Source organism: Vibrio sp. SCSIO 43155, from assembly GCF_023716605.1.
GTDB classification, from domain to species: Bacteria; Pseudomonadota; Gammaproteobacteria; order Enterobacterales; family Vibrionaceae; genus Vibrio; species Vibrio harveyi.
Genome location: NZ_CP071852.1, coordinates 706,301 through 732,277 on the forward strand (window position 1 = coordinate 706,301; position 25,977 = coordinate 732,277).

General features: G+C 46.2%; 25 protein-coding genes. 16 read left to right on the forward strand and 9 right to left on the reverse strand.

Features of this window, described 5'->3' with window-relative positions; translation table 11 throughout:
• The first annotated feature begins 4 nt into the window (after positions 1-4).
• The 7 genes from ribD (at position 5) to pgpA (ending at position 5,768) form a co-directional block, all read left to right on the forward strand.
• A complete protein-coding gene (gene ribD, locus J4N44_RS03230) occupies positions 5-1,129 on the forward strand; it encodes a bifunctional diaminohydroxyphosphoribosylaminopyrimidine deaminase/5-amino-6-(5-phosphoribosylamino)uracil reductase RibD (protein WP_252044843.1) in 1,125 nt (374 codons plus the stop codon).
• Positions 1,130-1,140: 11 nt separating this feature from the next.
• Entirely contained in the window at positions 1,141-1,794 is a 654-nt protein-coding gene (locus J4N44_RS03235) for a riboflavin synthase (RefSeq protein ID WP_029789187.1), read from the forward strand.
• 152 nt (positions 1,795-1,946) lie between these two features.
• Complete coding sequence (gene ribBA / locus J4N44_RS03240) at positions 1,947-3,056, forward strand: bifunctional 3,4-dihydroxy-2-butanone-4-phosphate synthase/GTP cyclohydrolase II (RefSeq protein ID WP_005447594.1); 1,110 nt, start codon at positions 1,947-1,949, stop codon at positions 3,054-3,056.
• 169 nt (positions 3,057-3,225) lie between these two features.
• The gene (gene ribH / locus J4N44_RS03245) at positions 3,226-3,696 is read left to right on the forward strand and encodes a 6,7-dimethyl-8-ribityllumazine synthase (protein WP_005440184.1); all 471 of its coding nucleotides are present in this window, start codon (positions 3,226-3,228) and stop codon (positions 3,694-3,696) included.
• Positions 3,696-4,163, forward strand: coding sequence for a transcription antitermination factor NusB (gene nusB / locus J4N44_RS03250; protein WP_005440182.1), 468 nt, complete (start codon positions 3,696-3,698; stop codon positions 4,161-4,163). Before ribH ends, nusB begins: the two co-directional genes overlap by 1 nt.
• A gap of 78 nt (positions 4,164-4,241) precedes the next feature.
• The gene (thiL, locus tag J4N44_RS03255; protein WP_252044844.1) at positions 4,242-5,207 is read left to right on the forward strand and encodes a thiamine-phosphate kinase; all 966 of its coding nucleotides are present in this window, start codon (positions 4,242-4,244) and stop codon (positions 5,205-5,207) included.
• A gap of 57 nt (positions 5,208-5,264) precedes the next feature.
• Positions 5,265-5,768, forward strand: a complete 504-nt coding sequence (gene pgpA, locus J4N44_RS03260; RefSeq protein ID WP_009697721.1) for a phosphatidylglycerophosphatase A — start codon at positions 5,265-5,267, stop codon at positions 5,766-5,768.
• Between the two features lie 95 nt (positions 5,769-5,863).
• Here pgpA and dxs read toward each other — a convergent pair whose 3' ends face one another.
• From dxs to xseB, 3 genes are read right to left on the reverse strand one after another with little or no spacing between them, the layout of a single operon-like run.
• Positions 5,864-7,729, reverse strand: coding sequence for a 1-deoxy-D-xylulose-5-phosphate synthase (gene dxs / locus J4N44_RS03265; RefSeq protein WP_045488626.1), 1,866 nt, complete (start codon positions 7,727-7,729; stop codon positions 5,864-5,866).
• 19 nt (positions 7,730-7,748) lie between these two features.
• Positions 7,749-8,633 (reverse strand): (2E,6E)-farnesyl diphosphate synthase, encoded by an 885-nt coding sequence (gene ispA, locus J4N44_RS03270; RefSeq protein WP_252044845.1) that lies wholly within the window; start codon positions 8,631-8,633, stop codon positions 7,749-7,751.
• An 18-nt stretch (positions 8,634-8,651) separates the two neighbouring features.
• A complete protein-coding gene (xseB, locus tag J4N44_RS03275; RefSeq protein ID WP_252044846.1) occupies positions 8,652-8,897 on the reverse strand; it encodes an exodeoxyribonuclease VII small subunit in 246 nt (81 codons plus the stop codon).
• Between the two features lie 265 nt (positions 8,898-9,162).
• Here xseB and pomA point away from each other — a divergent pair, with 265 nt between their 5' ends.
• The 7 genes from pomA (at position 9,163) to rlmM (ending at position 16,053) form a co-directional block, all read left to right on the forward strand.
• On the forward strand, positions 9,163-9,924 hold the full coding sequence (gene pomA / locus J4N44_RS03280) for a flagellar motor protein PomA (protein ID WP_005427558.1): 762 nt from the start codon (positions 9,163-9,165) through the stop codon (positions 9,922-9,924).
• Between the two features lie 15 nt (positions 9,925-9,939).
• Positions 9,940-10,884 carry a flagellar motor protein MotB gene (locus tag J4N44_RS03285; protein WP_005447588.1) on the forward strand — a complete coding sequence of 315 codons (945 nt, stop codon included), beginning with the start codon at positions 9,940-9,942 and terminating at the stop codon, positions 10,882-10,884.
• Between the two features lie 198 nt (positions 10,885-11,082).
• Positions 11,083-12,531: a tRNA uracil 4-sulfurtransferase ThiI gene (thiI, locus tag J4N44_RS03290; RefSeq protein ID WP_252044847.1), complete on the forward strand. Its 1,449-nt coding sequence runs from the start codon at positions 11,083-11,085 to the stop codon at positions 12,529-12,531.
• A gap of 521 nt (positions 12,532-13,052) precedes the next feature.
• Complete coding sequence (locus tag J4N44_RS03295) at positions 13,053-13,973, forward strand: transcriptional regulator GcvA (protein WP_005447583.1); 921 nt, start codon at positions 13,053-13,055, stop codon at positions 13,971-13,973.
• On the forward strand, positions 13,954-14,577 hold the full coding sequence (locus J4N44_RS03300) for an alpha/beta family hydrolase (protein WP_005447578.1): 624 nt from the start codon (positions 13,954-13,956) through the stop codon (positions 14,575-14,577). Before J4N44_RS03295 ends, J4N44_RS03300 begins: the two co-directional genes overlap by 20 nt.
• Positions 14,567-14,965, forward strand: a complete 399-nt coding sequence (locus J4N44_RS03305) for a DUF423 domain-containing protein (RefSeq protein WP_005447577.1) — start codon at positions 14,567-14,569, stop codon at positions 14,963-14,965. Before J4N44_RS03300 ends, J4N44_RS03305 begins: the two co-directional genes overlap by 11 nt.
• The gene (rlmM, locus tag J4N44_RS03310; RefSeq protein WP_005447575.1) at positions 14,962-16,053 is read left to right on the forward strand and encodes a 23S rRNA (cytidine(2498)-2'-O)-methyltransferase RlmM; all 1,092 of its coding nucleotides are present in this window, start codon (positions 14,962-14,964) and stop codon (positions 16,051-16,053) included. Before J4N44_RS03305 ends, rlmM begins: the two co-directional genes overlap by 4 nt.
• Positions 16,054-16,140: 87 nt before the next feature.
• Here the strand turns inward: rlmM and J4N44_RS03315 are convergent, their stop codons facing one another.
• From J4N44_RS03315 to queF, 6 genes are all read right to left on the reverse strand, one after another.
• Complete coding sequence (locus tag J4N44_RS03315) at positions 16,141-16,893, reverse strand: DNA/RNA non-specific endonuclease (protein ID WP_009697728.1); 753 nt, start codon at positions 16,891-16,893, stop codon at positions 16,141-16,143.
• Positions 16,894-17,086: 193 nt separating this feature from the next.
• Positions 17,087-17,869, reverse strand: coding sequence for a flap endonuclease Xni (gene xni, locus J4N44_RS03320; protein ID WP_005447572.1), 783 nt, complete (start codon positions 17,867-17,869; stop codon positions 17,087-17,089).
• A 58-nt stretch (positions 17,870-17,927) separates the two neighbouring features.
• The gene (gene ppnN / locus J4N44_RS03325; RefSeq protein ID WP_005447570.1) at positions 17,928-19,304 is read right to left on the reverse strand and encodes a nucleotide 5'-monophosphate nucleosidase PpnN; all 1,377 of its coding nucleotides are present in this window, start codon (positions 19,302-19,304) and stop codon (positions 17,928-17,930) included.
• A gap of 217 nt (positions 19,305-19,521) precedes the next feature.
• Positions 19,522-21,087 carry a GGDEF domain-containing protein gene (locus J4N44_RS03330; protein WP_005447568.1) on the reverse strand — a complete coding sequence of 522 codons (1,566 nt, stop codon included), beginning with the start codon at positions 21,085-21,087 and terminating at the stop codon, positions 19,522-19,524.
• A 98-nt stretch (positions 21,088-21,185) separates the two neighbouring features.
• A complete protein-coding gene (locus tag J4N44_RS03335) occupies positions 21,186-23,468 on the reverse strand; it encodes a tetratricopeptide repeat protein (RefSeq protein WP_017188442.1) in 2,283 nt (760 codons plus the stop codon).
• A 148-nt stretch (positions 23,469-23,616) separates the two neighbouring features.
• A complete protein-coding gene (queF, locus tag J4N44_RS03340) occupies positions 23,617-24,462 on the reverse strand; it encodes an NADPH-dependent 7-cyano-7-deazaguanine reductase QueF (protein ID WP_252044848.1) in 846 nt (281 codons plus the stop codon).
• A 107-nt stretch (positions 24,463-24,569) separates the two neighbouring features.
• Between queF and syd the strand changes: the two genes are divergently transcribed.
• Together syd and J4N44_RS03350 are read left to right on the forward strand one after the other, a co-directional pair.
• Complete coding sequence (gene syd / locus J4N44_RS03345) at positions 24,570-25,115, forward strand: SecY-interacting protein (RefSeq protein WP_005447560.1); 546 nt, start codon at positions 24,570-24,572, stop codon at positions 25,113-25,115.
• Positions 25,116-25,117: 2 nt separating this feature from the next.
• The gene (locus J4N44_RS03350; protein WP_005447555.1) at positions 25,118-25,894 is read left to right on the forward strand and encodes a Zn-ribbon-containing protein; all 777 of its coding nucleotides are present in this window, start codon (positions 25,118-25,120) and stop codon (positions 25,892-25,894) included.
• The last annotated feature ends 83 nt before the right edge of the window (positions 25,895-25,977 follow it).

Consider the following 25,977-nt stretch of genomic DNA (forward strand, 5'->3'; position numbering starts at 1 on the left):
AATCATGGCTCAACAATCTCTCTCTTCAGAATTTACCTCTCAAGATTTCGAAATGATGTCGCGTGCGCTCAAGTTAGCGAAGCGCGGCATTTATACAACGGCACCTAACCCGAATGTAGGCTGCGTTATTGTCCGTGACGGTGAGATTGTTGGCGAAGGTCATCACCATCGTGCGGGGGAACCTCATGCTGAAGTTCACGCGATGCGTATGGCTGGCAATAAAGCTGAAGGCGCAACGGCATATGTGACACTGGAACCTTGCTCTCATTATGGTCGTACGCCACCTTGTGCAGAGGGGCTAATCAAAGCCAAAGTCGCACGTGTTGTTTGTGCAATGGAAGATCCAAACCCGAAAGTTGCAGGACGCGGTTTTCAAATGCTGCGCGATGCGGGGGTAGACGTTCAAGTTGGCTTATTAGAAAGCGATGCGATCGAGCTGAACAAAGGGTTTATCAAGTTCATGCAAACTGGCATGCCTTATGTTCAGTTGAAAATGGCAGCCAGCCTCGATGGGCAAAGTGCACTCAATAATGGTCAGAGTCAATGGATCACCTCCCCAAAGGCTCGCCAAGATGTACAGCGTTATCGAGCGTTGAGTGGCGCTATTCTCTCTACCAGTAAGACAGTCATTGATGACAATGCATCGCTGAATGTGCGTTGGGATGACCTGCCATGCAGTGTGCGAGCTCAATATCCTCAAGATGAAGTTCGTCAGCCTCCTCGTGTGATTTTCGATCGCCAGTCTCAACTTAGCGATGATCTAAAACTATTCAATACTGACGGTGAGCGTATTATCGTTAGTCACGATGGCGATATTGCGCCTGAGCTGACGGAAAATGGTCAAATTGACTTAACGGCGACATTAAAAGCTGTAGCGAGCGAATATCATATTAATCACTTGTGGGTTGAAGCTGGCGCTACATTCGCGAGTTCATTAATCAAAGCTAACCTTGTAGATGAACTGATTGTTTATCTTGCTCCTAAATTAATGGGCAGCGATGGGCGAGGTTTGATTGGTGCTCTTGGGCTAACCGATATGGCACAAGTTATCGATTTAACTATTACCGACGTTCGAATGGTAGGGGTGGATATTCGCATTACCGCAACCGTCAAACGCAACCAAAGCTAGAAAGAAGCATTATGTTTACAGGAATTGTAGAAGCAGTTGGCAAACTAACTGCAATCACGCCAAAAGGCGAAGACATCACCGTTACGGTCGAAGTTGGCAAGTTGGATATGTCTGACGTTAAGTTGGGGGACAGTATCGCAACGAATGGTGTGTGCTTGACGGTCGTCGACTTCGGTAGCAACTATTACAGTGCCGACTTATCACTGGAAACGCTGAATAAAACAGGTTTTGCCGCTTACCAAGTTGGCGATAAAGTGAACCTGGAAAAGGCCATGTTACCAACGACACGTTTTGGTGGGCACATTGTGTCTGGTCACGTCGATGGCGTGGGCGTGATTGTTGAGCGCAACCAAGTTGGTCGAGCGATTGAATTCTGGGTAGAAATGCCTGCTGAAATCAGTAAGTACGTCGCAGAAAAAGGCTCGATCACAGTGGATGGCATTAGTCTGACCGTCAATGACCTACGTAAAAATGGTTTTAAATTGACGATTGTTCCTCACACCAGTGAAGAGACCACGATTGATCAGTTCCAGGTGGGTCGCAAAGTGAACCTAGAAGTGGATGTACTGGCTCGCTACATGGAACGCTTGCTGCAAGGTCAAAAAGAAGAATCGCAAGAGTCACGTATTACCATGGACTTCTTGCAGCAAAATGGTTTTGCGTAGGCGAAACCGACAATAATCACAGAACGTTATCAGGTTAATTGACTTAATAAGGGTTGGCTGCAAACTGCGCTAAAGCCAGTAGACATGGCTAACCGAAACGTTAAACGTATTGCTGCTGCAATAATAAATTTATGAATAACGGGAAACAGAATATGCCTATCAGCACGCCTCAAGAAATTATTGATGACATTCGCGCGGGCAAAATGGTCATCCTGATGGATGATGAAGACCGCGAGAATGAAGGTGATTTGATCATGGCTGCCGAGCACATTACGCCGGAAGCAATCAACTTTATGGCTACGCATGGTCGTGGCTTGATCTGTCTAACCATGACAAAAGCTCGTTGTGAAAGCCTTGGTTTACCGCCAATGGTGCAAGACAACAATGCGCAATACACCACGAACTTTACCGTTTCTATTGAAGCGGCTGAAGGTGTTACGACAGGTATCTCTGCCGCAGACCGTGCTCGCACTGTACAAGCTGCCGTTGCGCCAAATGCGAAAGCAGCTGATTTAGTTCAACCTGGTCATATCTTCCCTCTAGCAGCACAAGATGGTGGCGTTCTAACTCGCGCTGGCCATACAGAAGCAGGCTGCGATTTGGCTCGCCTTGCAGGTCTAGAGCCAGCATCGGTTATCGTTGAGATCCTAAACGACGACGGCACGATGGCACGTCGTCCTGATCTTGAAGTGTTTGCTGAAAAGCACGGCTTAAAGCTAGGTACTATTGCGGACTTGATTGAATACCGCAATAACACCGAAACAACGATTGAACGTGTTGCTGAGTGTGCATTGCCAACAGAGTTCGGTGAGTTCACGCTTGTGACTTACAAAGACACGATTGATAACCAAGTGCACTACGCAATGTGTAAGGGCGACCTTGCTTCTGAAGCGCCATTGGTCCGCGTTCATTTACAAGATGTATTTACCGATGTCCTTCGAAGTGACCGCAACGCAGAGCGTAGCTGGACACTTGAGAAAGCAATGAAGCGCATTGGCGAAGAAGGTGGTGTTCTGGTTGTACTTGGCAACGAAGAGTCAACCGATCTGCTTATTCACCGAGTGAAAATGTTTGAAGCACAAGACAAAGGCGAAGCACCAACGCTTGCTAAGAAGCAAGGTACGTCACGCCGAGTGGGTGTCGGCTCTCAAATCCTTGCTGATCTGGGCATTCACGATATGCGCCTGCTTTCTTCAACCAACAAGAAGTACCACGCACTCGGCGGTTTTGGTCTGAATGTGGTTGAGTACGTCTGCGAATAATAACTGACCAGCGAGTTCCTAGTCTTACACGCACTTATCGTCGCTAAGGCGAGGAACTCGTGATTCGTCCCTAATTTCCATTAGATATTGCTCACAAAATTGTGATAGAATCCGGCGATTCTCACTTGATGAACAATTTTCACTTATAAATAGAGTTAAAGGAAAGCTTATGAAAGTGATCGAGGGTGGCTTCCCAGCGCCAAATGCAAAAATTGCTATCGTTATTTCTCGTTTCAACAGTTTTATTAACGAAAGCCTACTATCTGGTGCGATCGATACACTAAAGCGTCACGGGCAAGTAAGCGAAGACAACATCACTGTTGTTCGTTGCCCAGGTGCCGTAGAACTACCTCTAGTAGCTCAACGTGTTGCTAAAACTGGTAAGTACGATGCAATCGTATCTCTAGGTACAGTAATTCGTGGCGGTACACCGCACTTTGACTATGTTTGTAGTGAGTGTAACAAGGGTCTTGCACAAGTTTCTCTGGAGTACAGTCTTCCAGTAGCATTTGGTGTATTGACTGTTGATACTATCGATCAAGCGATTGAACGCGCAGGAACCAAGGCTGGTAATAAAGGTGCAGAGGCTGCACTAAGCGCACTTGAAATGATTAATGTACTATCTGAAATTGATTCCTAATGGGGGCCAGTGTGAAACCAGCCGCACGTCGTAACGCACGTCAATTCGCTCTACAAGCGATCTATTCATGGCAAATTACTAAAGATAATGTTGCCACGATCGAAGAACAGTTTTTGTCTGGCGACAAATACGATGAAGAAGAACTTCACGCATCTGAGCCTGCACTTGCTGCTCCAGAAACAGACGTAGCTTACTTCCGTGAACTACTAAGCGGTGTTGTACTTAGCCACTCTGAGCTAGATAGCAAAATCCGTCCATACGTGTCTCGTCCAATGCAGGACCTAGACATGATGGAACTTGCTCTTCTTCGTCTTGCTATGTACGAGATGACTCGTCGCGAAGATGTTCCTTACAAAGTGGTAATCAACGAAGCGATTGAACTTGCAAAAGTATTCGCGGCAGAAGACAGCCACAAATTTGTGAATGGTGTGCTAGATAAAGCGGCGCCACACGTACGTAAGAAATAACGATTTCTTCATTAAAAAGGTCAGCAGATGCTGACCTTTTTTGTATCAAAAGCTTTTCCATCAAAAAGTAAGTGAATAATGTCTGGTGAATTCAATCTGATCGATAAGTACTTTGTTGGACGTCAAAGCCAACGCAAAGACGTACACCTAGCGGCGGGTGACGACTGTGCGTTAGTGAAAGCGCCAGATAACGTACAAATTGCCATTAGTACTGATACGTTAGTGGCTGGAACCCATTTTCTTGCGGATGCAAACCCTGCTTGGGTTGCACATAAGGCGTTGGCATCAAATATTAGTGATCTCGCGGCAATGGGTGCAACGCCGGCGTGGGTGAGCTTTGCATTGACGATGTCTAAGCCTGATGAAGCTTGGCTCGCGCCTTTCTGTGATGCATTTTTTGAGCTGGCGGATTATTTTGGTATTCAACTTATTGGTGGTGATACCACAAAAGGTCCACTGAGCCTGACGCTCACCGTGCAAGGGTTTGTACCAGAAGGGAAAGCATTGACTCGCTCTGGGGCGAAAGTCGGGGACTGGGTTTATGTCACGGGCAACCTTGGAGATGCCAAAGCCGGTCTGGATGTGATTCTGGATGATTCACTGCGCTCACGTATTGCTGCGCAGGAACTTGAGACAGCGCATTATCTTAGCTCACCTCGTGTTTTGGCTGGTCAAGCGCTTGTTGGGTTGGCTTCGGCTGCGATTGATATCTCTGATGGTTTAATCTCTGATATCAAACACATCCTCAAACGTTCTGATGTTGGTGTGAGCTTAGATGTTTCCCAATTGCCAATTTCTTCAGAACTGGTTCAGTTTTTAGATGATAAGGTCATCGCACAGCAGTATGCTCTATCAAGTGGCGAAGAATACGAACTGTGCTTTACTGTGCCAGAGCAAAACCGTGGCTCATTACAAAGCGCTTTGTCTCATATCGGATGTAAAGTCACGTGTATTGGTCAGATTCGACCAAAAGGTACCTTCGAGCTGCATGATAACAATCAACCGCTTGATTGGGATCTGAGTGGCTTTGACCACTTTAAATGATATGAGCTAGGCTCTAGCCTAAGATTGAAACCAAACTTGCAGTATAGGTTTAAGGAAATGACCAACCCTCTCTCTCTGATTTCATTAAAGAACCCGTGGCATTTATTGGCGACAGGTTTTGGTAGCGGTTTATCACCTGTAGTGCCAGGCACAATGGGCACACTGGCATCTGTACCATTATTTCTATTGTTAGCCCAATTGCCTTTTCCACTATACGTGGTCGCCGTACTTATCTCTTGTGTGATTGGCATTAAGATCTGCCAAGTGACATCAGACGACATGGGCGTTCATGACCATGGCTCAATCGTGTGGGATGAATTTGCGGGCTTTTGGATCACTATGAGCTTAGTGCCTGCACTGAATATTCCTTTAACAGAATGGAAATGGTTACTTACTGGTTTTATCTTGTTCCGCTTCTTTGACATGGTAAAACCGTGGCCTATCGGTTGGTTAGATAAACGTGTTCATGGCGGCTTAGGTATCATGATTGATGATATCGTGGCGGGCATTATGGCGGGTATCGCACTGTTTTTTGTGGCGAAATACGCAGGTTGGATGTAGTACCTACCACATAGCACTGACCATCGACAAATAAACAAAAGGGATGCTAGAGCATCCCTTTTTTGTATTTACGCGATTTTATTGCTTTACGCTATTTACTTGGCTAGGTAATCGTTGATTGATTTCTCGATGCCTTTTGCGTCTAAACCAAGTTCTTCGTGCAGCTCGTCTTGCGTACCTTGAGGTATAAAGCGATCTGGCAAGCCAAGATTTAGTACTGGCTTGATGATCTTATCTTGCATCATAAACTCAATTACACCTGCACCAGCGCCACCTGCAATCGCATTCTCTTCTAGTGTGACCAGAACATCATGCTCAGCGGCGAGCTGACGGATCAAGGCTTCATCAAGAGGCTTAACAAAGCGCATATCAGCAACTGTTGCGTTGAGGTTTTCAGCCGCCTCCAGTGCGTTACCTAAGAAGGTACCGAAGCTAAGAATTGCCACTTTCTCGCCTTTACGCACGATACGACCTTTACCGATTTCAAGTGCAGTGAAGTCTTTTTCGATTTCAGTACCCATACCGCTACCGCGTGGGTAACGAACCGCGCTTGGACCCGTGTGTTTGTGGCCTGTGTACAGCATCTGACGACATTCGTTTTCGTCACTTGGTGCCATGATTACCATGTTCGGGATACAACGCATAAAGCTGAGATCGAACGCGCCTTGGTGAGTTTGACCATCTGCGCCAACCAGACCTGCACGGTCGATAGCGAACATCACTGGCAAATCCATGATCGCAACGTCGTGGATCAGTTGATCATAACCACGCTGTAGGAAGGTAGAGTAGATTGCTACGATCGGGTGATCGCCCGCAATTGCCATACCTGTTGCAAGTGTCACGGCATGCTGCTCTGCGATCGCTACGTCAAAGTACTGCTCAGGGTACTCTTTTGAGAAGCGAACCATACCAGAGCCTTCACGCATTGCTGGTGTAATCGCCATCAGCTTAGGATCTTGCGCTGCCATGTCACATAGGAAATCACCAAAGATCTTAGAGAAGGTTGGCTTGCCGCCACTGCTCTTCGGCAAACTGTTATGTGATGGGTCGAACTTTGGTACACCGTGGTAGCCGATAGGATCTTTTTCTGCTGGCTCATAACCTTTACCTTTCTTGGTCATGATGTGCAGGAATTGTGGACCTTTCAACTCACGCATGTTTTTCAATGTCTTGACGAGCTCGTTGACATCGTGACCATCGATAGGACCGATGTAGTTGAAGCCAAGCTCTTCGAATAACGTGCCAGGAACGACCATGCCTTTTAGGTGTTCTTCTGTACGACGCACCAACTCTTTGATCGGTGGGACGCCGGACAGCACTTTCTTGCCGCCTTCACGGATAGAAGTGTACAAGCTGCCAGAAAGGACTTTTGCAAGGTGATTGTTCAGCGCGCCTACGTTCTCTGAAATCGACATTTCGTTGTCGTTTAGAATCACTAGCATGTCAGGGTGAACGTCACCAGCGTGGTTCATTGCTTCAAAAGCCATACCAGCCGTAATGGCACCATCACCGATTACGCTGACCACTTTACGACCTTGACCTTCTTTTTCTGCGCTAATGGCCATACCGAGACCAGCACTGATAGAAGTCGATGAGTGACCAACAGATAAAGTGTCGTACTCGCTCTCTTCGCGCCAAGGGAATGGGTGAAGCCCGTCTTTTTGACGGATAGTAGGCATTTGGTCACGACGACCTGTCAGAATCTTATGTGGGTAAGCCTGATGACCCACATCCCAGATTAACTGGTCAACAGGTGTGTTATATACATAGTGCAGAGCGACCGTTAGCTCTACTGTGCCTAAGCCAGACGCTAAATGTCCGCTAGACTGACTCACTGAATTTAGCAGATACGTGCGTAGTTCATCGCACAATGTCGGCAATGTTTCTTTCGGAAGAAGACGCAACTCCTCCGGTGTATTTGCTAACGCCAGTGTCGGGTATTTTGAAATATCAAGAGTCATATAAATGCGCGCTTATAGTTTAGTTCTTGCGCTCGATGACATATCGGGCGAACTCTTCGAGTAACTGAGTATTGTATGGGATTGCTTCCAATGCTTGAAGTGCTTCCTGTAACAGAGTGTGAGCTTTCTCCATTGCTCCCTCCAAACCCAGTAGAGATGGATAAGTGCTCTTGTTCAGCTCTTGGTCTGAGCCTTGAGGCTTACCCAGTGTTTCTGTGTCACTAATGATATCAAGAATATCGTCTTGAACCTGAAACGCCAGACCGATCGCTTTTGAGTAGCGTTCTAGGTGTGGCAATACTGCCAGGCCTTTTTCGCCTGCGGCTAACGCACCAAGTTTGACCGCACAGTTAATCAGTGCACCAGTTTTATTGCGATGAATTTCTTCTAAATCTGCGAGAGAAACTCGACGATTCTCTGCACCTAAATCTAACGCTTGACCAAGACACATGCCACTTGCACCAGAAGCTTGCGCTAGTGCTTGTACCATCTTTATACGCTGGCTTTCCGCGTTCGGATTCAGTTTTCCTTCAGCAAGAATCGTGAATGCCAATGTTTGTAGAGCATCACCAGTCAAGATTGCTGTGGCTTCATCAAACTTAATGTGGCAAGTCGGTTGACCGCGACGCAGCGCATCGTCGTCCATTGCAGGTAGATCATCGTGAATCAGAGAGTAGGCGTGAATACACTCAATTGCAGACGCTGGCGTGTCGAGATCTTCTGGCTTACAACCCAGCATTTGACCAGTGATGTAAACAAGGAAAGGGCGAACACGTTTGCCGCCTAGCAGCAGACCATATTTCATCGCTTGAATCAGCGGCTGTTCTTGGTGAGGCAATTGCTCAAGCCACAGATTGAGTTGTTGGTTGTTTCGTTGTTGATAAGACGTCAATGTCTCTTGCATCACATTGCTCACTACTGATTATAATTCTGACTCAGGGTTGAAGTCACTCAGTGGTGCTTCATCATCTTCGCTAAGAAGAATGCTTACGCGCTGTTCGGCGTCGCTCAGTTTTGTTTGACCAGCACGAGCCAGTGCAATGCCACGTTCAAATTTACGTAGGGCATCATCAAGGGCAAGATCGCCATTCTCTAATTGATCAACTAAGCTATCTAGCTCTTCAATTGTTGCTTCGAAGGTCATATTTTCTGGTTTCTTGACGGCCATCTTTTATCTGCCTTAATAGAGCCTCTAATAGAATGCACGCAAGTTACCTTAGCCTACTAAGTTGGTCAAATTTAACCTTATATAATTGTCACAAAATTAGCGTTAGACAGGTCTGATAAGACGATATTGATCATAGACTTCGGAGCTAAACGATCTTTTTGTGACGTATTGACCAAGATTTTTCTAAAAAAACTGTTCTAGTTGTCGATACAAGTAATAATTCGCCTGACTAGGCAATATTTAAGTATAGCGAGAGGAGTGCTTTGTGGATTTAGCAACCCTAATAGGTTTGATCGGTGGTTTTGCATTCGTCATCATGGCGATGGTGCTAGGCGGCAGCATCGGTATGTTCGTAGACGTTACCTCAATCCTAATCGTAGTTGGTGGCTCTGCATTTGTTGTGTTGATGAAGTTCACCATGGGGCAGTTCTTCGGTGCGACAAAGATCGCAGGTAAAGCGTTCATGTTTAAAGCCGATGAGCCAGAAGATCTGATCGCTAAGATTGTTGAAATGGCAGACGCGGCACGTAAAGGTGGTTTCCTCGCTCTTGAAGAGATGGAAATCAACAACAGCTTTATGCAGAAAGGCATCGATTTACTGGTTGATGGACATGATGCCGACGTTGTACGTGCGGCACTACAGAAAGACATTGCACTTACCGATGAACGCCATACGCAAGGTACAGGCGTGTTTCGTGCATTTGGTGACGTAGCCCCTGCGATGGGGATGATCGGTACACTGGTTGGTCTGGTAGCCATGCTTTCAAACATGGATGACCCAAAAGCGATCGGTCCTGCGATGGCGGTAGCGCTTTTGACCACACTATACGGTGCGGTGCTTTCTAACATGGTGTTTTTCCCAATTGCAGACAAGCTTTCATTACGTCGCGATCAAGAAACGTTAAACCGTCGTTTGATTATGGATGGTGTTTTGGCGATCCAAGATGGTCAAAACCCTCGTGTTATCGATAGTTACTTGAAGAACTACCTCAACGAGGGTAAACGCGCTCTCGAGATAGACGAGTAATCCGGAGGTCATCTGATGGATGAAGATAACAAATGTGATTGTCCGCCACCCGGTCTCCCGCTGTGGATGGGGACATTCGCTGACTTGATGTCACTGCTGATGTGTTTCTTCGTACTGCTGCTTTCGTTTTCGGAAATGGACGTATTGAAGTTCAAACAAATTGCGGGCTCGATGAAGTTCGCTTTTGGTGTACAAAACCAACTTGAAGTGAAGGACATCCCAAAAGGTACCAGCATCATCGCTCAGGAATTTCGACCGGGTCGCCCTGAGCCGACGCCAATTGATGTCATCATGCAGCAAACCATGGACATCACTCAGCAGACGTTGGAATTCCATGAAGGGGAATCTGACCGAGCAGGTGGTACTAAACGTGACCAAGGTAAGCTGACGGGGGGACAATCACCAGAAACTTCAACGCAAAACAATCAATCGGCAGAAGCAGACATGCAACAACAGCAGTCTGAACAAACGTCGCAAGAGATGGAAACCTTGATGGAAAGCATCAAGAAAGCGTTGGAGCGAGAGATTGAGCAAGGCGCGATTGAAGTAGAAAACCTCGGTCAGCAAATTGTGATTCGAATGCGAGAGAAAGGCGCGTTTCCTGAAGGATCGGCGTTCTTACAGCCGAAATTCAGACCACTAGTACGCCAGATTGCCGAACTGGTGAAAGACGTACCGGGTATTGTTCGAGTGTCTGGACATACGGACAACCAACCGCTGGATTCTGAGCTGTATCGTTCTAACTGGGACTTGTCTTCGCAACGAGCTGTATCGGTTGCCCAAGAGATGGAGAAAGTAAGAGGCTTCTCGCACCAACGCTTACGAGTGCGAGGCATGGCTGATACTGAGCCATTAGCGCCAAACGATTCTGATGCAAACCGCGCACTTAACCGCCGTGTTGAAATCAGCATCATGCAAGGTGAACCACTTTACAGCGAAGAAGTGCCCGTAATTCAATAAGCGGATATTTGTTCTTATACTAAAAGCGAGCGTTAGCTCGCTTTTTTTGTCATTCCATTTCGCTTAGGTGTATAATCTTGCGCCTTTGAAGTGAGCTCAGGCTACCTTTTATGACCAAAACGCACTTTTGCTGCGTATGAAGCATCGAGGTGGAGTATCACTCATTGTTGATTGCGAAACTAACCTGCGAACTAGACTATGAAATTTATTGTAAAGCCCCATCCAGAAATTTTTGTAAAAAGTGAATCTGTGCGTAAGCGCTTCACAAAGATTTTAGAGTGCAACATTCGTAACATCGTTAAGAGCCGTACGGAGTCTGTCGCGGTATTCAACCGTCGTGATCACATTGAAGTGACCTCTGAGAGTGACGAGTTCCACGCTGAAGTTTTAGAAATCCTGACGCACACGCCAGGTATTCACCATATTCTTGAAGTAAAACAAACTGAATTCAAAGACTTGCACGACATCTACGAGCAAGTGTTGGAGCTAAGCAGTTCACTGATCGAAGGCAAGACTTTCGTAGTGCGTGCTAAGCGTCGTGGTAAACACGACTTTACTTCTATTGAGTTAGAGCGTTACGTAGGTGGCGGTCTTAACCAAGCGGTAGAAAGCGCTCGAGTTAAGCTAAGTAAGCCAGACGTAACGATCAACGTTGAAGTGACTAACGACAAGCTAAACCAAGTGTTGGCACGTCACAAAGGTCTAGGTGGTTTCCCTCTAGGTACACAAGAAGACGTACTAAGCCTGATCTCGGGTGGTTTCGACTCTGGTGTTTCTAGCTACCTACATATCAAACGTGGCTCAAAAGTACATTACTGTTTCTTTAACCTAGGTGGTCCAGCACATGAAATCGGCGTTAAGCAGGTTTCTCACTACCTATGGAACAAATACGGTTCTTCAGCAAAAGTACGTTTCATCTCAGTTGATTTTGAGCCTGTAGTTGCAGAAATCCTAGAGAAAGTTGATGACGGCCAAATGGGCGTGATCCTGAAGCGTATGTTCATGCGTGCGGCAGGTATGATTGCTCAGAAGATGAAGATCGAAGCATTGGTAACAGGTGAAGCACTGGGTCAGGTATCGAGCCAGACGCTGACTAACCTACGCCATATCGATAACGTAACAGATACTCTGATTCTGCGTCCGCTGATCAACTGGGATAAAGAAGACATCATCAATCTAGCGCGTGAAATCGGCACAGAAGACTTTGCGAAGACGATGCCAGAATACTGTGGTGTTATCTCTAAGAAGCCAACTGTTAAAGCGGTGAAAGGCAAGCTAGAAGCAGAAGAAGAGAAATTCGACTTCAGCATCCTTGAGCAAGTGGTTCAAGAAGCTCGTATGATGGACATCCGTGATATCGCAAAAGAGTCACAGGAAGCAGCACCAGAAGTTGAGCAAGTACAAGCAGTAGAAGAAAACGCAATCGTATTGGATATCCGTAGCCCTGAAGAGGAAGACGATAACCCACTAGAAATCGATGGTGTTGATGTTAAACATATTCCATTCTACAAACTGGGTACTCAGTTTGGTGATCTAGACCAAGCTAAGACATACCTACTGTACTGTGACCGTGGTGTGATGAGCCGTCTGCAAGCACTTTACTTGCAAGAGCAAGGTTTCAACAACGTGAAGGTTTACCGCCCATAATCGCGTTGTAATGCTGACAATCACAAAAGCGCAAATTGAGAAATCAGTTTGCGCTTTTTTCGTTTTAGCACGCGCAAAATTTTCCCTAATGAAGTGATAAGATTGAGCTCAATCGCACGCTTCGGGATTTGTATTGATATAACGATAATTAATCCGAAATCAGGATGAAAAGGTGATGTTGATACCAATTTCTGAAGAAGAGGGACAGTGGGATTTTTTAGATAAAAAAACACCGCCTAATAAGGCGGTGCAAGAAATTTGACAGACAGGTCAAAATAAATACAGGAAGTATCTGTTTTGTCACAGGGAGTGTGGACAAAACATATGGTAGAAATCTACCTAACTCGAAATACGAGTTTGCAAACACAACATCGCAACAACGAAGCCAATTGATTCACAAAAGGAATCAAGCCGTTCAGGCTCGTGTTGCGGGATGAAATATAGAATTTATCTGGCTGTTCGGCAACGGACATTTTATAATGTTTCAGATAAAAAAAACTAATCCTACTTGAGGTCCCATAATGTCTCGCAGATTGCCTCCGTTGAATTCACTTCGCGTTTTTGAAGCGGCTGCTCGCCATCTCAGTTTTACCCGTGCTGCTGAAGAGTTGTTTGTTACTCAAGCAGCAGTGAGTCACCAAATTAAAGCGTTAGAAGAGTTCTTATCTTTGAAACTTTTCCGTCGTCGCAACCGCTCTTTGTTGCTAACGGAAGAGGGGCAAAGTTACTTTCTAGACATCAAAGATATTTTCACTTCGATTGCAGAAGCGACCGATAAGGTATTGGAACGTAGTGAAAAAGGTGCGTTGACCATCAGTTTGCCACCAAGTTTTGCAATCCAATGGCTGGTACCTCGCTTGGCGGATTTTAATGCCCAAGAACCGGACATCGATGTGCGTATTAAAGCGGTTGATATGGACGAAGGTTCACTGACTGATGATGTTGATGTAGCTATCTATTATGGTCGTGGTAACTGGCCTGGTTTGCGTGCCGATAAACTCTACCAAGAGTTTTTGATCCCACTTTGTTCACCTTCGTTACTTTTAGGTAACAAACCATTAGAATCTCTAAGTGACCTTAAATTACACACCTTGTTACATGATACCTCTCGTAAAGATTGGAAGCAGTTCGCTCGCCAGCAGAATATCGAAGGCATCAATGTGAACCATGGTCCTATTTTCAGTCACTCGACCATGGTGCTTCAAGCTGCTGCGCACGGGCAAGGTGTCGCTCTAGGTAACAACGTGCTAGCCAAACCTGAAATGGAAGCGGGACGCTTAATCGCGCCATTTGATGAGGTATTGGTGTCGAAGAATGCCTTCTATGTGGTGTGTCACGAACAGCAAGCGGATATGGGACGTATCGCGACGTTTAGGGACTGGATGCTAGCAACTGCAAGAAAAGAACAAGAGGAAGTATTGGATGAGCCATTGGATAGCTGAGGGACCTGAAAACGGACCGCTGTTTATTTTTGCTCACGGCGCAGGGGCAGGCATGGAACACGATTTCATGACTGCCGTCGCCAAAGGATTAGTTGAGCAGGGTATACGCGTGGTGCGTTTTAACTTCCCCTATATGGTTAAGCGAGCGGAAGATGGCAAGAAGCGTCCGCCAGATCGTGCCCCAAAACTTCTTGAAGCTTATGAAGAAGTGATCGCTCACTTTACTTCTCAACCTATTGTGATTGGCGGTAAGTCGATGGGTGGGCGTATGTCGAGCTTACTCGCCGATAATGCGCTGGTGGCGGGTGTTGCCTGTTTAGGTTTCCCTTTTCATCCTCCCGGTAAACCAGAGAAATACAAAGGCGAGCATTTAGCGAGTATCGAAAAGCCAACTTTAATCCTGCAAGGTGAGCGCGATACATTCGGCAAGCGCGAAGAGTTCGAAGGCTTTGCATTATCAGAGCAGGTCACAGTGAGCTTTCTGCCAGACGGTGACCACAGCTTTAAGCCACGCAAGAGCTCTGGCTATACAGAGGCAGGTAACATTGCTTCAACAGTGGAGCAGTTAGCGACATTTATTAAAGAGGTGTCCTGTGAAAAGTAAGTGGTTACTCTCATTTACTGGTCTTTCTGGCTTAACATCAGTGGCGCTAGGTGCATTTGCTGCACATGGTTTGAAAGCAAAGTTATCGCCTTATTTACTGGGCGTCTTTGAAACCGGCGTTTTGTATCAGTTCATCCATACTTTGGCTATCGCATTTTGTGCGATTTTGCTGTTGCTCAATTTGGGACAAAAAGCACAAAAGTATTTTTTCATCGCGGCGATTTGCTTTATCATCGGCATCTTTTGTTTTAGCGGCAGTCTTTACGCGCTGGCGCTGACGGGCATTAAGTGGTTTGGACCAATTACTCCTATGGGAGGATTCTTGTTCATGATCGGTTGGTGTCTGTTCTTTTTTGCTGCGTTTAATATCAAAGAGGTCTCCAAGTGAAACAACTAATGCTCTATTGCCGTTCTGGCTTTGAGAAAGAGTGTGCTGGTGAAATTCAGGACAAAGCAACACAATTGGAAGTGTATGGCTTCCCTCGTGTGAAGAAAAACTCAGGTTATGTTGTCTTCGAATGTTACCAAGATGGAGACGCCGATAAGCTAGCAAAAGGCTTAGACTTTAGCGCACTGATTTTTGCACGTCAGATGTTTGCTGTGGCTGCCGAGTTCGAAGCGCTACCAAGCGATGACCGTATCAGCCCAATTCTTGCTGAATTGTCTGAAATCGAAGCATTCCCACGTTGTGGCGATCTGCGTATTGAAACTCCCGATACTAACGAAGCGAAAGAGTTATTGAAGTTTTGCCGCAAGTTCACGGTACCAATGCGTCAGGCGATGCGTGGTAAAGGTCTGATGTGGAACAAAGACAACGCGAAGAAGCCAGTACTGCATATTTGCTTTGTGGCTCCGGGTCATTGTTACGTGGGTTACTCATACCCAGGCAACAACTCGCAGTTCTTCATGGGTATTCCTCGCCTTAAGTTCCCTTCAGATGCACCAAGCCGCTCTACGCTGAAATTAGAAGAAGCATTCCACGTCTTCATTCCGCGTGAGGAATGGGATGAGCGTTTGGCTCCAGGCATGTGGGGTGTCGACCTAGGTGCTTGTCCGGGCGGTTGGACTTACCAATTGGTGAAACGTTCGATGTTTGTTCACTGTGTGGATAACGGCATGATGGCGGATAGCCTAATGGAAACGGGTCAAATTAAACACCACATGGTAGATGGCTTTAAATTTGAACCAGACCGTAAGAACGTTACTTGGATTGTATGTGACATGGTTGAGAAGCCAGCACGCGTTGCGCACCTTATGGGGCAATGGCTGCTAAAAGGTTGGGCGAAAGAAGCGATTTTCAACCTTAAGCTTCCAATGAAAGGTCGTTACGATGAAGTGCTGCAAGATCTTGAAAACCTAAAAATGTTCCTGATTGAGAACAAGGTGAAATTCAAGCTGCAAGCGAAGCACCTATACCATGACCGCGAAGAGATCACGATTCACATTCAATGTCTGTCTAATATCTCACCACACTAAGCTATCGTTTCTATGTGGTTGAACATGTTCAAAAAAGCGCCTAATGCAGGCGCTTTTTTATTGCGGTTTAAGAACCATGACCATTACTTAGTTGCTGGTAGGCCACATCTCTTCCCATTTTACTGATTCCATGTTGTCTTCGATGCTATCTGGCGTTTGAGCAAAAAAGTCTAATCCAGTTTGACGTTCAACTTCGTCAATAGTGGTAATAAAGTTGGCTAACTCTGAGCTTGAAACATCACGATGCGGGACAATAAACGCAATGGCTTCATCAAAGCTTGGATCAAGAATGACTTTGTAAAACGCGCTCGGGATCACCACACCATTACCGATTGTTCCTTCGTTGCCTTGGTAAATCGGTCCAGTCACCACATAAAGTTCGTTGTATTCATTGGCGAGATCACGAACATGTTCTTCTAGAACGCGCCAACCAACTCGGTTAAACCCCGGAAGTTGAGGCGACATGTTGCTCATCAAAAAGCTCTGCTTCATTGACTCTCGGGTGAAGTCCATTGTCGCTGACGGAGCAAGGTGTCCTCTGTCGTAACCAGAGCCTTTGTAGTCCGCTAGGGTAGAGCGCGCGTAATCCGGCATTTCAGTGTCTTCTTTGAAGGAGTTACTGCGTTTGTTGGTGATATTCACGCTTTCCGCGGTAATGTGGTAAGCAACCCAGTCTGCGTTTTTGGTGTCGTAGTTGTACCCAACCGCATAGCCATCTCGGCAGAGGAACTGATCACTGTTGGTTGAAGGCATACCTTTATCAAGGTGTTGACCGCAAGTTTCAGCAAGAGTAGGGAAGGATAGGAGCGTGACTAAAGATACTAAGATGATGTTTTTCATTATTTTTCTCCGTTATTGGGAGATTTGAAAATAATGAAATTACTCACTAAGACTGTGAATTAGCTTATAAACTAATCAGTATCTTGTAGGTTAATGATGAGGTAAATATCATTGCTGTGAATGTAAAGGGTTACACAACAGATTTTATAAACGTGTTGTCTAACCCAAAACTAGCAGCGTAAAAGAGATGCACTTACTCGGCTTTATTTGGTCCGGTAAAGCGAATGTCTTGCAGGTTAAAGCCGAGCTCGATGTCGCATTTCAACGCTGCTACTCGTTTGCATAGACGTGCAGATTCAATGTGTTCATCCAGCTTCTTACGATATTTCGGTACCAGCTCTTCACTTGCGTATGCCGCTTCAATGTCCTCAAACTGAGTGAGAATTTCCTTAGCGGCTTTTGGACCAACACCGGGTACACCCGGTACTTGGCTTGAGCTAATCCCTGTTAAACCCCAGTAGTCGGCAAGCTGAGTGGGTTTCACGCCAAACTCTTTTTCGATAAACGGCTCATCCAACCAACGATGTTGGAAGTAGTCTCGGATTTGCAAAGTTGGGGACAACAATTGGCAATAACCTTTGTCGGTGGAGACGATGGTGACTTTCTCTCCGTGACTTGCGACTTTAGTGGCGAGGGTTGCAACTAAGTCATCCGCTTCATCACCTTCAGATAGCAGTGAGTCGATGCCTTGCTCCCACCACGCTTGTTGAATTGCGTCTAAACCTTGCATCAGGGGCTCTGGCATAGGTTTGCGGTTTTGTTTGTAGTCTGGAAGGATTTCCGCGCGCCAACCTCGGTCTTGCTCGTGGTGATCGAATACCGCGATGATGTGCGTAGGTTGCGCCTCAGATAGGATGCGAGTCAGCGTTCTGCCTGTCGTTGTGATGGTTCTTGCTATGTCAGTTGGATCGGGTTGTGCTGAGTGCACGCGGCGGATCAGGTTTAGGGCATCAATGATAACAAGATGAATAGACATAATGACTTAGCAATAAAAAAGGGGCGGAATGCCCCTAGTGTAACGAAAGCTGAGTTATCTATCGACCACCATTTTCTCGATGGGCAATACGGTAGCATGGTTCATACGCAGTGCCACCCGGCAGTTTCATGCGGTGCTGCTCTACGAAGTCTTTCAACAGCTTGTCGAGTTTTTTCATCAAGACTGGGTCGCCATTGATGGTAAACGGACCTTTGCGTTCGATTTCTCGAATCCCTTCCGCTTTAACGTTACCAGCAACAATACCTGAGAAGGCTTGGCGCAGACTTGCAGCCAGAACTTGAGGTTGTTGGTTCAAATGCAGATCTAGGCTTGCCATCGCATCATGAGTTGGTTCAAACGGAAGTTGGAACTCTGGCTCAATTTTTAGCGACCAGTTAAAGCTATACGCATCGCCTTTTTCTTTACGATGCTGACGAACCTCGTCCATTGAGCGTTTCATAATACGAGCAACTTCTGCTGGATCATCAATCACGATTTGGTAGTGCTTCTGACCTTCTTCGCCCAATGTATCGGCAATAAAGGCATCGATTGAGCGGAAGTAGGCTTCACTCTCTTTCGGACCTGTAAGTACGATAGGCATTGGTTGGTCGGCATTTTCTGGGTGCATCATGATACCCAAGATGTACAGCAACTCTTCGGCGGTGCCCGGACCGCCAGGGAAGATAACGATGCCGTGCGCCATGCGAACAAAGGCTTCGAGACGTTTCTCGATGTCTGGCATGATCACCAACTCGTTCACGATTGGGTTTGGTGGCTCAGCCGCAATGATTGAAGGCTCTGTCAAGCCAAGGTAACGCTGCTCGGTATAACGCTGTTTGGCGTGACCAATCGCTGCGCCTTTCATTGGACCTTCCATCGCACCAGGACCACAGCCCGTACAGATGTTCAGTTCACGTAGACCCAACTCGTTACCCACTTCGCGAGTGTATTGGTACTCTGTCGCGTTGATTGAGTGACCACCCCAACAAACCACAAGGTTCGGCTCAATGCCGGGCGTCAACGTACCAGCATTACGCAAGATGCCAAATACAAGGTTGGTGATGTGCGTGGCATTGGTGAGGTTAAGACGTTGGTTGTCCGCCAAATGCATGTTTACGTACACGATGTCACGTAAAACAGAGAATAAGTGCTCTTGAATGCCCTTGATGATCTCTCCGTCAACGAACGCATGTTCTGGCGGGTTGGCAAGCTCAAGCTTGATGCCGCGTTCGCGTCGAACTACGTTCACATCAAACGATAGGTATTTATCTAACAGCTCTTTTGAGTTGTCGGTATGGCTACCAGAGTTGAGGACCGCGAGCGTACAATTGCGATAGAGCTGGTAAAGCTCACTTGATGCGGTTTTCTTAAGACGTTCAACTTCCAGTTGTGATAGCAAATCCATGCTACCTGCGGGGCTTATATGGGTAATCATAAGGCCTCCTTGCTAGTGCTTTCTTTGAGGGAAGAAACCAACTCACCTACTTAGCTTATACGTGTCGTTCTACTCAGTGGTTGGCAGACTTTGTTTATAGCGTTTAAACAGCTTAGCAGACTGGAAGAGGAGAAACGTGATAACTCGTTGAAAATTTGAGGCAATATGACAAAACAGCACGTAAAAAGTGTTCGTTTGATTGTTTTTTGAACGCTTTTTAGTTCCAGTTGACTTGGTTGTTACCACGCTGTTTGGCGTCTTTTAGCATGTTACCAAGACGGTCGAGGACGTATTCTGGGTTGTCTGCTTCTTTAAATGATGTAGAAACCGCAGTTAAGGTGATCATGATGTTTTGTTCACGGAACTTGAATGGTAATTTGCTAATGTCACGTTGAATGTTTTTCATCAACTCAAGCGTGTATTCTTCTGATTGTTCCGGGATCAGCAAGATGAACTCTTCACCACCAAAACGCGCTACGGTTTCCGTATCTGCAATCCGCTTGTTCATCGTGCGGGCAATGATTTTTAGCGCCTTGTCACCAGCTGTGTAACCGTAGCTATCATTGACCGCTTTGAAGTTATCCACGTCAAACAGCACCACGCGCAAGTTTTGCTGTGAGCGAATCCAACGACGATATTCGAGCTCTAAACGATCGTTAAAAGCCGTGCGGTTGTAGACCTTTGTAAGAGGATCAAGCAGCATACGCTGAGCTTGGTCTTCCAAGCGGCGACGGTAATCTTGTGTCGTTTCGAACACTGCTTCCAATTGATTTTTGCTGTAGCTTAGGCGTTCTTGAAGTGCTTGCTCACGCTCTTCTGTCATTCTCAAGCGTTCAGTCAGTGATGCCATTTTTGCCAGCAGTGGCGAAACTTCGCCTTTTAACTCGTCTAAGTCTTGAGCTTGCTCAAGAGACTCTTGGCTGCGTTCAACCAAAGTGGTCATCTCAGCGTTCAGCTCTTGACGATGCTCAAAGTAAGTTTGGTGCTGGTCAACATTCTGATGAACGGTTTTGAGATTGCTAGACAGTGACGTGTTCAACTGTTCTAGGAACTGTTCTGATGATTTACGCTCGTACTTGGTCGCTTCCACGACCAGTTTTAATGTGTGTAGCGTTAATTCAATCAGAGATTCAGCATTGACACCTAAAAGTAACTTAGCGCGAATATCCAACAGTTGATCGCCAGACTCACCTTCAAAATCGAGTTCCGTGATGGTGTGTTGTAGATCGCTTGCAAGGCATTCCAGTTGTGACTTATCAGGACCGTGTTCTAGCTCGCCTAGGTTAAGGCGTGAATTAGAGGTGATTATCTTGAGTGCGCGCTCGTAGATGCTCAGTAGCTTAGTGGCTTGATCGACTTTCTTACCAGCATGGACTTCCGAGAAGCTCATCAGGTTACGCAATTCACGTTTTAACTGCGCAGGCAAGCCGGTGATACGTTGAAGCGTTTCACCACTGTGTTTGATTTGTTCGTCGAGATAACCGTTTTGTTTTTCCATCGTCTTAGATTGCTGTTTGAGCATTCTTTCTAGCACTGCTAAGCGAGGGATCAGCGTACTTACATCTTTATGATGTTCAAGCTCTTGCTGAATTTCGCGCAGGTAGTTGGATACTTGAGAGTTTGAACCCTGACAAGCAGAAGACAATGATGCCACAACTCGCTTAAGAACTTGCTGCTCACGTTGAAATTTGAGCGAAGTATCACGATGAGTCAGCCTGAGTTGGTCAAGTTGACAACTCAGCTGATGAAGCTGCGACTGAATATCGGATTCCAAGATTCCCATGAAGTGACTACGGTTAAGTCCATGTACTACTGACGATTATTTGATAATAACAAAAAACTTTATAGCGTCATCACTGATCACGCTCAACCGTTGTTTAATTATCCGTTTTTTAATATTTTTTTGATGTCGTCCTCATTCTTGTACGAAGAATGAATCTTTATTAGCCCTTGATTGATGGCATGTTGGCAAGCTGTCCTTATGTCACCGGTTGCAAAGCTCGCGGCAGGTGCATTATCAATGGCCTTTAAGAATACCCAATGACTGTGCTTATCTTTCAAACTAACTTCACGTGCAATGTGTGTCGCAAGCAACAGTAGATCGAGCAGTTCTTCATCGTTAATCGCGGTGTAAGCACGCGGCAAGAATGGGTAATCACTGATGCCCATGCGAATGATACGATTAACGTTGTGCTGTGCTGCGAACTCGTCCACCCAGCCTTGGAATTTATCAAAGGTGGCTTCTGCGGAGGCATCGCGATCGGCATTTGGCTCAATGTACAACAAGTTTGCATCTGAGAAATGGTACAAACGTGTTGGCTTCTGAATGCGTTCTGCTAGGAACTCACCAAATGCACGTTCTAACTCTAAGCCAGCTTTGTAACCATGTTGAACGTACATGCTGCGCAAGAATGGCAAATCGATCATCACAAAGCGTAAGCGGTCATTCAACGGCTCGTGGATAAGTTCACCCATTTGCCATTGTTCGAATGTGTCGCTCGACTTCTTCAATGAACGCGATAGCTTGACGTTGAGCATACGTAAGTTACGCAGGCGTGAGCGAGAGTGAGTGAACAGATCATTACGCAGCTTTTCAATCTCAGCTGTTTGACGTTGGTTGATAACACCACGACGCATGATGAATAAGAACATCACCAAAACGGTAATAAACAGTGCGAACGAGATCTTTTGGAATTTACGATGCTCCATTTCAACTTGAGCTAGCTTGTCTGCCTGACCTACATAGTGGATGCTTTGCTCAGCAAACTCTTTTTGTTGGCGGAAGGCATCTTCACTGATTTGGTTAAGCTGCTTTTGCTCTAGGCGCACTAGGCTGATGTATTTTTTGTACGCTTGAAGGGATAACTGGTATTCGCCAGCTTGCTCATACCCCAAACCCAGTAAGCGATAGCTTTGTTGTTTAATGAAGCCCGTATCTTCTGGTGCTTTCTCTATCAGGTCTAGCGCTCTCTTGGCATTGACGATCACATCTTTACTGTCATTTTGATGGTATGCCAGACCTGATTTAAGCAGTGCAGCTTTGGCTTCTAGCTGAGGTAAATCAGCGTATTCCAATAAGTCTTTGGAACGGTCTAGGTACTGCTCTGCTAACGCATAGTTGTAAAGCTGAAGGTAAGTGGCAGCTAGGCTCAAACGTATTTTAATGATGCGGTTGATATTCTTACTGGTGCTGTCGTGATCAAGTACATTGAAGTAATGCACCAGCGCGAGGTTGAACTTACCTTGGTAGAAGTAGATATCGCCCATCTGTTCTAGCACGTCAGCCAAAATTGGGGAGCTTGGGTAACTGTCGTAAAAGTCCGCCGCCTGAGAGAGGTATTCAATTGCTTTGTCGTAAACGCGGCGCTCTTGGAATAGTCGAGCTAATAGACGGTTAACCTTTGCTAGTCTGGCTCCACTGTCGCTCTCGATAGATTGCCAGTAACCGTAAAGCAGTTCTGAAAGCGCGAGGTTGTATTTCTTGTTGTTGAGGTAAAATTCGCCTACCGCTGTGTGGTAGTCAATCAGAGTCAGATCTGAGCGATTGTCTTCCAACATGGTTTTAGCTTTAGCATACAAACGCTCAGCGTTTACGGAGTCACCGCTGTTTGCTGCGAGCAAGGCACGTTGCATCACTAAGCGGTAACGAACGCTGTCGGTACGCTGTAAAACCGGATTTGCTTCTTCAATCTGCTTTTCGATCTGGTCGAGTTTTTGTTCTGCTGCGGCGTAGTTTTTGTCGTACATCCAAATCATTTGGTTGCGCATTAGTTGCACATCCAGATTCATGTACGGCAATTGGTATTCTTTGGCTAGCCGTTCTGCTTCATCAAGGTTGTTGATGGCAGAGCGAATGTTGCCCATTGCATAATCGGCTTGTGCAATGATTTTGTGCGCCTCAATCGTGCTGCTCGGGGTGCGGATACTGCGGTCGGTCTCTTCACGAGACATCGCGGAAGGGCTGCCATTCTCTTGGCGTTCAATCAGCTCGCGTTGCAAAAGGTAGTTTTTGGCCGCTTGTTTTGCTTGTGAAGGTTCGATCTCAGCTAATTGCTGAGCTTCATTGAGCAAAGCGGAAGATAAAATGGTCGCGTGAAGTGGCTGTGCTAACAATAAGCAAAGAAAGCCAATCAGCCTTAATAGGCGCGAACTGTCCCAAAACATCCTTTTCGTTCCCTCGAACTGTGTCGTTTTTGAATAAACAATATTAGAGAAAAACGCCCAGCAATCCAACAGATAGCTGGGCGTTTTTGAGTATTTAAGCAATGAGTGTTGAGTATTTAGCTCATTCGCTTTTGATTAAGTACTCAGATTATTGACGAGCCATGCGATTATTGTGCGCTGGCTTGTCTTGTTCCGTTGAGCGGTAAGGGTTGATATCCAAACCACCACGACGCGTGTAACGTGCGAATACGGTTAGCTTCGTTGGTTGGCAGTACTTCATCAAGTCAGTGAAGATACGTTCAACACATTGCTCGTGGAACTCATTGTGTTCACGGAATGAAACCAAGTAGCGAAGCAGCTTCTCACGATCAAGCTTAGCGCCTTGGTAGCGAATTTCTACGCTGCCCCAATCTGGCTGGTTGGTGATCAAACAGTTTGATTTTAGTAAATGGCTGTGAAGTACTTCTTCCACTTGCTCGTTACCTGCAGCGCCGTCTAGAAGCGCTGCATCAAAGTCGTAGCTAGTGATTTCGATGTCTTGATCGTCAATGCATTCACCTTCCATCGTGACAATAGGTTGGTTGGTGTAGTGACTAACTGGATTCACTTTCACAAGTACTTGCTCGCCAGCGCATGCTGATAAATCTTGCGCTAAACGCTCAGTGACTTCTTCCCAAGTAGCAAAACGCGTTTGGTTGTAGCTGTTTAGGTACAACTTGAACGACTTTGACTCAATTAAGTTTGCGCTGGTTGCTGGGATGTAGACTTCGCCAACGGCAACTTGAGGCAAGCCTTTACTGTTTAGCCAAGATAGCTCGTACAGCGTCCAAATATCGTGACCCATAAACGGTAGGCTGTCGCCAAGTTCAAGGTCATCACGGTTTAGGCTGCGAGGTACAGGTTGCAGCAAGCTTGCGTCGTATTGATTTGCGTACTCGGTCTTTTTACCCAGAGTTAGGCCAGCAAGCTCTTTAGCGTCAGAATATTTGCTCATACTTTGTGGTCATTTTCGATTAGAATGGCGAGAATTTTACTGAATCCGCTGATTAATTGCCATCCGGCAGATACCGCGACCTGATAAAAACTAACCAGGAGACCTTCATGACCCAAACCGTTACTCAGGCTCTACAGGACTTTAGCCTGCGCTACCAACAAGCTTGGCAAGACGAGCATAACGAACTGCCACGCAGTGAAGAGCTTGCTGATCTTGTTTCTCCATGTGTAGAAGAGAAACGCGACGGGGCCGTATTGTGGAAAGCATTCCCACGTGAAGAAATGGCGGATTTCACTAACGTTGAGAACGCAATTGAGCTGACGCTGCATGAAGACATCAAAACCTTTTACGGTTCTCAGTACAGCGCTGATATGGACGCAACTTGGCAAGGTAACGAACTGACGTTGCTGCAAGTATGGAGTGATGATGACTTTACTCGTCTGCAAGAAAATATTCTTGGTCATCTAGTCACTCAGCGCCGTCTAAAATTAAAGCCGACGGTATTTATCGCAGCGACAGATGCAGAGTTGGATGTTATTTCTATCTGTAACTTAACCGGTAATGTGATTCTTGAGCGCTTAGGCTCAGACAAACGCGACGTACTGGCTGAGACGCTCACCGAGTTTCTAAGCAAACTAGAGGCTGCAGTGTAAGCATGTACGTTGTTGAGTTGCAGTTTGAGTGTTTTGATAACACTACCGTAAGCGCGGTTGATAAAGCGATTAATGGTTTGATGGACGCATTGCGCTATAACGGTCAGGTGCTTGGTCGTGAGTTTCCTATCGTGATGGGTGATGGCGAGTTTTATGTTCGCGTGGTTTGCCCAGAGCAAGACAGTTTGCACCCTCGTTACCATTCTGATTTCGTCAAAGTGTGCATGAATCGTTTGTCGGAAGCCTCGTTGCTTGCGCCGAAAATGCGCATGTTGGGTCGTGATTTGAACTCAGAAGAAGCGGCGGAAGAAGAGACACCTAGCTGGCAAGTGCTGTACACCACGTACGTTCATACTTGTTCTCCACTGCGCAGCGGCGAGACACTGTTACCAATTCCACTTTACCGTAATGGTGCTACGTTGAATGGTGACCACAAAGCGGTGGTGAAATGGCAAACCGAATGGCAAGCGTGTGATGAAATCCAAATGGCAGGTGGCTGTCGTGCTGAACACGCTGCGCTGCATGAAATTTGCGACGCTGACAGTGTGCTGTTCCGTCGAGGTTGGGATTTGCGTGGTCGTATTGAATACATCACCAAGATCCCGACTTATTACTACCAATACCGAGTTGGTGGTGAGTCACTGGAAGCGGAAAAAGCGCGCAAGTGTCCCAAATGTGGTGGTGACTGGTTACTAGACGAACCGTTACACGACATCTTCTACTTTAAGTGTGACGATTGCCGAATTGTCTCCAATATCTCTTGGGACCACATCAAGTAGTCTATTTTTAAAAAGCTGGCGTTTATGCCAGCTTTTTTCTATCGCTATAAATGAATCAGGGTTGATTGGTAAAATTTTCTATT

Coding starts and splice junctions, on each gene's coding strand:
- ribD (WP_252044843.1), top strand. CDS start 5: ATGGCTCAACAATCTCTCTCTTCAGAATTTACCTCTCAAGATTTCGAA.
- J4N44_RS03235 (WP_029789187.1), top strand. CDS start 1,141: ATGTTTACAGGAATTGTAGAAGCAGTTGGCAAACTAACTGCAATCACG.
- ribBA (WP_005447594.1), top strand. CDS start 1,947: ATGCCTATCAGCACGCCTCAAGAAATTATTGATGACATTCGCGCGGGC.
- ribH (WP_005440184.1), top strand. CDS start 3,226: ATGAAAGTGATCGAGGGTGGCTTCCCAGCGCCAAATGCAAAAATTGCT.
- nusB (WP_005440182.1), top strand. CDS start 3,696: ATGGGGGCCAGTGTGAAACCAGCCGCACGTCGTAACGCACGTCAATTC.
- thiL (WP_252044844.1), top strand. CDS start 4,242: ATGTCTGGTGAATTCAATCTGATCGATAAGTACTTTGTTGGACGTCAA.
- pgpA (WP_009697721.1), top strand. CDS start 5,265: ATGACCAACCCTCTCTCTCTGATTTCATTAAAGAACCCGTGGCATTTA.
- dxs (WP_045488626.1), bottom strand. CDS start 7,729: ATGACTCTTGATATTTCAAAATACCCGACACTGGCGTTAGCAAATACA.
- ispA (WP_252044845.1), bottom strand. CDS start 8,633: ATGCAAGAGACATTGACGTCTTATCAACAACGAAACAACCAACAACTC.
- xseB (WP_252044846.1), bottom strand. CDS start 8,897: ATGGCCGTCAAGAAACCAGAAAATATGACCTTCGAAGCAACAATTGAA.
- J4N44_RS03285 (WP_005447588.1), top strand. CDS start 9,940: ATGGATGAAGATAACAAATGTGATTGTCCGCCACCCGGTCTCCCGCTG.
- thiI (WP_252044847.1), top strand. CDS start 11,083: ATGAAATTTATTGTAAAGCCCCATCCAGAAATTTTTGTAAAAAGTGAA.
- J4N44_RS03295 (WP_005447583.1), top strand. CDS start 13,053: ATGTCTCGCAGATTGCCTCCGTTGAATTCACTTCGCGTTTTTGAAGCG.
- J4N44_RS03300 (WP_005447578.1), top strand. CDS start 13,954: ATGAGCCATTGGATAGCTGAGGGACCTGAAAACGGACCGCTGTTTATT.
- J4N44_RS03315 (WP_009697728.1), bottom strand. CDS start 16,893: ATGAAAAACATCATCTTAGTATCTTTAGTCACGCTCCTATCCTTCCCT.
- xni (WP_005447572.1), bottom strand. CDS start 17,869: ATGTCTATTCATCTTGTTATCATTGATGCCCTAAACCTGATCCGCCGC.
- ppnN (WP_005447570.1), bottom strand. CDS start 19,304: ATGATTACCCATATAAGCCCCGCAGGTAGCATGGATTTGCTATCACAA.
- J4N44_RS03330 (WP_005447568.1), bottom strand. CDS start 21,087: ATGGGAATCTTGGAATCCGATATTCAGTCGCAGCTTCATCAGCTGAGT.
- J4N44_RS03335 (WP_017188442.1), bottom strand. CDS start 23,468: ATGTTTTGGGACAGTTCGCGCCTATTAAGGCTGATTGGCTTTCTTTGC.
- queF (WP_252044848.1), bottom strand. CDS start 24,462: ATGAGCAAATATTCTGACGCTAAAGAGCTTGCTGGCCTAACTCTGGGT.
- syd (WP_005447560.1), top strand. CDS start 24,570: ATGACCCAAACCGTTACTCAGGCTCTACAGGACTTTAGCCTGCGCTAC.
- J4N44_RS03350 (WP_005447555.1), top strand. CDS start 25,118: ATGTACGTTGTTGAGTTGCAGTTTGAGTGTTTTGATAACACTACCGTA.